This is a genomic window from Bartonella sp. AA74HLJMH (assembly GCF_042197045.1).
Lineage (GTDB): Bacteria > Pseudomonadota > Alphaproteobacteria > Rhizobiales > Rhizobiaceae > Bartonella.
In genome coordinates this window covers 1-4,403 of the sequence record NZ_JBHIRJ010000046.1, presented here as the reverse complement: position 1 = coordinate 4,403, position 4,403 = coordinate 1, and the positions used below count along the sequence as shown (strand labels likewise).

The window sequence follows — 4,403 nt, the reverse complement described above, 5'->3', positions numbered from 1 at the left end:
GCTCTTCATTTTCGCACATCACTAAGAGAATTTCATCAGAATTTATAAACACTGGTTTATTCACAAATGCCTCCATATCAAAATATTTAAATACATTTTGAAAAAAACGCCTTGACATAGGTTTTTTTTTTCGGGGTATGGTGTCTGTATATACGCATTATGCATACTGGTCAACAAAAAAATATGCATTATGTGTATTTTTTATGTAACAAGATAAAAATCCTTTATAGGGGATTTTCATTAATTGACATTTCTCTGAAGGAGAGAGGAATAAGTTATGAAAAAAACAAAAAGTGATACGGAATTAGATAATGAAATAATGCAACTAATTTCTACATTTAGTTATGAAAGACAAAAAGCTTTCATTTTTTTTCTTCATTATTCAAGCGGCTTAGAAGGTGAAGAATTGTTTCTTTATCTGTCTGACTTGTTTTCTTTAGCAGATCAATGATTTGTTCTTCAATAGGCTGTTCTACCGTAGATATTGGAAAGGAGGGACCTTCTCCTTCTCCAGTTAATAACCATCCCTCACTAATTCTAAATGCTTTTGCGTATTTTTTAGATGCGCGTGATATTCCTCTAAGACCTTGTTCATGTTGTATATAGCTAGAATAGTTCCATCCAAAATATCTAGCTGCTTCTTTAGCACTTCTAAAACCACGTACCAGACGCGCTTTCATCAATCTAGAGGATTGCTCTGTTATTTTATCAAGCATGTTTATCTCCTATATTACTCATATTGCATAAAATTGGTATGCATTTCGACTTGACATTAAAATACTCGTAATGCATATTTTTTCATGAATAAGATAGAAGCAAAAGAACTAAGAAAACGCCTTAATCTTACGCTGGACGAAATGGCGGCGTTATTAGGCGTCAACAAATCAACAGTATGGCGTTGGGAAAAATATGGTGTTCCTTCAAGAGGAGCAGTTGCTTATCTTTTAAAATCTTTATGCGATCAAGAGCAACACCCCCCAATGTCGAAAATTTGCAAAAGTTCCAGCGTTGATAGCGCGGGTGAGACTTTGCAGCATTAAGGAGATAAAGATGAGTTCGAATGAAATTTTATGGATAGCAGTGGTTTCAGTTTTGCTCTTAAGCGGAGTGATGTTTCGTATTGCATTGCATTATCGCGATCAAGTTAAAGCACTTAAAGAGCAGGTTCAAGATATTAAGAAAAAAATGAAAGAGAATGAGTTTAGGTATTTAATGGAAAGCGAGCAGACAATTGATGAATGTGATGCGGATCTTGAAGAACGTGACAAGGAAATTAAACAACTGAAGCAAGAGATTGAAGAACGTGATACGGAAATTAAACAACTGAAACAAAAGACTGAAGAACTAAAACAAAGTATAGATGCGTATCGAGAAGAGTTTACACGGAAAAGTGAAAAGATACGGACACTAAAAGCAGATGTTCAATCACGTGATACGGAAATTAAAGAATTGAAGCAAGAGATTAAAGAACGCGACGAGAAAATTGAAGAATTGAAACAAAAGATAGAAGAACATGACGACGAGGAAATTGAAGAACTGAAGCAAGAGATTAAACAGCGTGATGAAGCAGTAAAAGCGCCGCTTCATAAGAATAAGAAGAGTAAGAAGAAGGGTAAGTGAGGAGAGAAAGATGAGTTTAGTAGCAATTGTTATTTCCTTAATTGCGAATGTGATTTCGTTTTATGCTGTTCATGACTCTTCTAAAAGAGTGCGAAGGCTTAGAAAAGAGCTAGCAGAAAAAAATGAGTTAATAATGTCACAAAAAGCATTGATGGAAGGACAGCTAGCAGAAAATGAAGAGAAAATACAACATTTACAAGAATTACAAGCAAACGTGCAAGAATGTTTAGAGAAAAGCACTAAAGGGCAAGAATGTGTGATGTCATATGAAAATATTTATGAAAATATTCAAGTCTCTAAAGCTGTTCGTACGCTTGTAAGAGAGTTTATAGAACTAAATCCCATTACAGATGAACAAGAAGATAGATCGCAGGAATTATTGCAACAATTAATGAGGGATGAGCAGACAAAGATTCAAGCAATTAAAGTTGTTAGAGCTTTTGAAGAATGGTTTATACCACGAAATACCATTACATTTGCACAACTAGACTATTGGCCGAGGTCTCAAGAGTTATTGGGGCATTTATTGGGGTTAAAGCCACTGACATGGGAAGATCTTGCTAAAAAAAGTCCTGAGGAACAACAGAGCTATCTCGTACCTGGGAAAACTATAGTGGATTGAAAGCATTTTTTAAACGAATACAGTGAGCGAAAAAATTCACTTTTTCTGGTGGATTTTCAGGATCTATAGCAGTGTGTTCCATAGTAAATATTAGATAAATTAATGGATTTTTCTTGAGAGGCGAAATGGTAAGAATTAGTTCTAATGAGCCAAAAGCTATGAGGCTAAATGGGTCAATATCTCCATGTATTAGAGGCTCTGTTTGGGGTTGTTTAAAACAGAGGTATTTGGAGCTTTGGGGCTGGATTTGGTATATATCTCCGAGGGGAAAAACGGTTGAATCAGTAAATCCACGATAGACTGCGTGAATAAATTTATAATTTCTATCATTCTCTATACTGATGGAATTAATTTTAATTATGTGTTTTGTAGGATTTGCAATGGTTAATAATATATCAATTAATAATTGTGATTTATTATCAGGATCATTATGCATCACTATACGCTGTACAAAAACATTAAGTTTTCTCTGCTCTAGAATTTCTGTCTGTTTTTCTAGAACGTTAGCAAGCTTTTCCATTGATATTGCTTGTTGTTTAGTTGAATTAGCTATGTCCATGGCATTAGCTAATTCTGTTTCAAATTTTTCTCGGTCTTCTCTTCTGAACTTTGCAGCTTCTATTCGATCTTCATTTCTTAAATTCAATGTCTGTTTAATAGAACGAAAAGAAAAAATTGCGGATAATAAAGCACCAACCGAAGAAAGTGCAGAAAATAAAACAGAAAACGCAGAAAATAATACAGGATGCTGTTCTATCCAATTTAAAACCGCTTGCATATTTCTTACACCCTTCTTTCCTTCATTTTCAGAAAAAAACAATCCTATAAAACACATTTTGTATGGAGCGGCGTGGTGATTAACACGATTCTTTGTTTTGATCTAGGTACCAAAACGGGGTGGGCGATACGTGGTGCAAGTGGTGACATGTTCAGTGGTACCGTGAATTTTCAATCACGCCGTTTTGAAGGCGGTGGAATGCGTTACTTGCGTTTTAAACAATGGCTATCAGAAATAAAGCAGACAGCAGATCAAATTGACGCGGTGTATTTTGAAGAGGTGAGGCGTCATAAAGGTACAGATGCAGCGCATGTTTACGGTGGTTTGTTAGCAACGTTAACGGCGTGGTGTGAACAGCATCAGATACCGTATGAGGGGATACCAGTAAGTACGATTAAGAAAGCGACGACAGGCAAGGGGAATGCGTCGAAAGAAGAGATGATTAAGGCGGTGCGTGCAAAAGGGCACAATCCGAAAGATGATAACGAAGCAGATGCTTTAGCAATTTTATATTTAGTTAAAGAAAGGGAATTGGGGTATGTCCAGTAAATTACCATGGACGAGGCTTTTTGCAGACAAGTGGGCAATTGTTGTTGATTATTTGCCTGCTGTAGAGGGCAATATCTATATGCGATTACGGTTACGTATGTTGCATACTGGTGAACCTCTTTTTTATAATATTAAAGTTTTATCTAATTACACGGGTTATTCAGTGAAGAAGTTTGAAGCGGCACTGAATGTTTTGCTTGAAGAAGGATATTTCATTCGTTTAGCAGATGGTCGCTTGTGGAATTTAGATGTTGAAGAGGAATTAAAAGAAGCAGCTTTTATTGAAGAGCAGGAGGGTAATTATGGCAAATAAATTACCTTGGGTACGTAATTTTTATCAAGAGTGGATTATGGACTTTGCTGGCACTGATGCAGCAGAAAAAGCCACTTATAGTACACTCACTGCTTTTATGTATAGAACTTGTGAACCTCTTTATGATGATGCCTCTGTTTTAGCACGTGCTGTTGGCTGTTCAGTACAAACTTTTAAAAAATCATTAGAAAAACTCATTCGAAAAAAATTAATTATCCGCTTGGAAAATGGAAATTTATGGAGTGCACAAGTTGAAGAAGAGTTACTAAATTGCAATGAGAATTTAGAAAAATCTTCAGAAAAGGCATCAAAAGCAGCAAAAGCTAGATGGGATAAAAACAAAGATAAAAGTAATGATGATGCATGTGCAATGCATGAGCAATGCATACGCAATGCATACGCAATGCACGAGCAATGCTTGGAAATGCACAATAACAATAACATTAACAATAACAAAAAAAATAAAAATATTATTTTATCAAAAAGAGAAATTGATTTTGAAAATTTAGAAACAAACGATT

The 4,403-nt window shown here is 35.3% G+C and carries 7 protein-coding genes and 1 pseudogene; 6 read left to right on the top strand and 2 right to left on the bottom strand.

Translation table 11 applies throughout. The annotated features are described in order from the left end of the window. Window positions 1-362 precede the first annotated feature (362 nt). Window positions 363-716 carry an XRE family transcriptional regulator gene (locus ACFINH_RS09205; RefSeq protein WP_375614261.1) on the bottom strand — a complete coding sequence of 118 codons (354 nt, stop codon included), beginning with the start codon at window positions 714-716 and terminating at the stop codon, window positions 363-365. A gap of 84 nt (window positions 717-800) precedes the next feature. On the opposite strand from ACFINH_RS09205, the gene ACFINH_RS09200 reads away from it, so the two are divergent. The 3 genes from ACFINH_RS09200 to ACFINH_RS09190 are packed head-to-tail and all read left to right on the top strand — an operon-like array spanning window position 801 to window position 2,242. Further along, window positions 801-1,040, top strand: a complete 240-nt coding sequence (locus tag ACFINH_RS09200) for a helix-turn-helix domain-containing protein (RefSeq protein WP_375632839.1) — start codon at window positions 801-803, stop codon at window positions 1,038-1,040. 10 nt (window positions 1,041-1,050) lie between these two features. Next, window positions 1,051-1,620, top strand: coding sequence for a hypothetical protein (locus ACFINH_RS09195; RefSeq protein WP_375632837.1), 570 nt, complete (start codon window positions 1,051-1,053; stop codon window positions 1,618-1,620). A gap of 10 nt (window positions 1,621-1,630) precedes the next feature. Then, on the top strand, window positions 1,631-2,242 hold the full coding sequence (locus tag ACFINH_RS09190; RefSeq protein WP_375610980.1) for a hypothetical protein: 612 nt from the start codon (window positions 1,631-1,633) through the stop codon (window positions 2,240-2,242). Here ACFINH_RS09190 and ACFINH_RS09185 read toward each other — a convergent pair. Further along, on the bottom strand, window positions 2,229-3,020 hold the full coding sequence (locus ACFINH_RS09185) for a hypothetical protein (protein WP_375632835.1): 792 nt from the start codon (window positions 3,018-3,020) through the stop codon (window positions 2,229-2,231). The two genes, ACFINH_RS09190 and ACFINH_RS09185, sit on opposite strands and share 14 nt — an antisense overlap. Window positions 3,021-3,095: 75 nt before the next feature. Here ACFINH_RS09185 and ACFINH_RS09180 point away from each other — a divergent pair, with 75 nt between their 5' ends. The 3 genes and pseudogenes from ACFINH_RS09180 to ACFINH_RS09170 form a co-directional block, all read left to right on the top strand. After that, window positions 3,096-3,569, top strand: a complete 474-nt coding sequence (locus ACFINH_RS09180) for a crossover junction endodeoxyribonuclease RuvC (protein WP_375632833.1) — start codon at window positions 3,096-3,098, stop codon at window positions 3,567-3,569. Further along, window positions 3,559-3,843, top strand: a pseudogene (locus ACFINH_RS09175) (DUF1376 domain-containing protein); the annotation flags it as partial. The gene ACFINH_RS09180 and the pseudogene ACFINH_RS09175, both read left to right, overlap by 11 nt. Before the next feature lie 28 nt (window positions 3,844-3,871). Continuing rightward, on the top strand, window positions 3,872-4,403 hold a 532-nt coding region (locus ACFINH_RS09170; RefSeq protein WP_375632829.1), incomplete at its 3' end, for a DUF1376 domain-containing protein.

What these genes read in the sequence shown, in the direction of transcription:
- ACFINH_RS09200 (WP_375632839.1), top strand. Translation starts at nt 801, where the DNA reads ATGAATAAGATAGAAGCAAAAGAACTAAGAAAACGCCTTAATCTTACG.
- ACFINH_RS09185 (WP_375632835.1), bottom strand. Translation starts at nt 3,020, where the DNA reads ATGCAAGCGGTTTTAAATTGGATAGAACAGCATCCTGTATTATTTTCT.
- ACFINH_RS09195 (WP_375632837.1), top strand. Translation starts at nt 1,051, where the DNA reads ATGAGTTCGAATGAAATTTTATGGATAGCAGTGGTTTCAGTTTTGCTC.
- ACFINH_RS09205 (WP_375614261.1), bottom strand. Translation starts at nt 716, where the DNA reads ATGCTTGATAAAATAACAGAGCAATCCTCTAGATTGATGAAAGCGCGT.
- ACFINH_RS09190 (WP_375610980.1), top strand. Translation starts at nt 1,631, where the DNA reads ATGAGTTTAGTAGCAATTGTTATTTCCTTAATTGCGAATGTGATTTCG.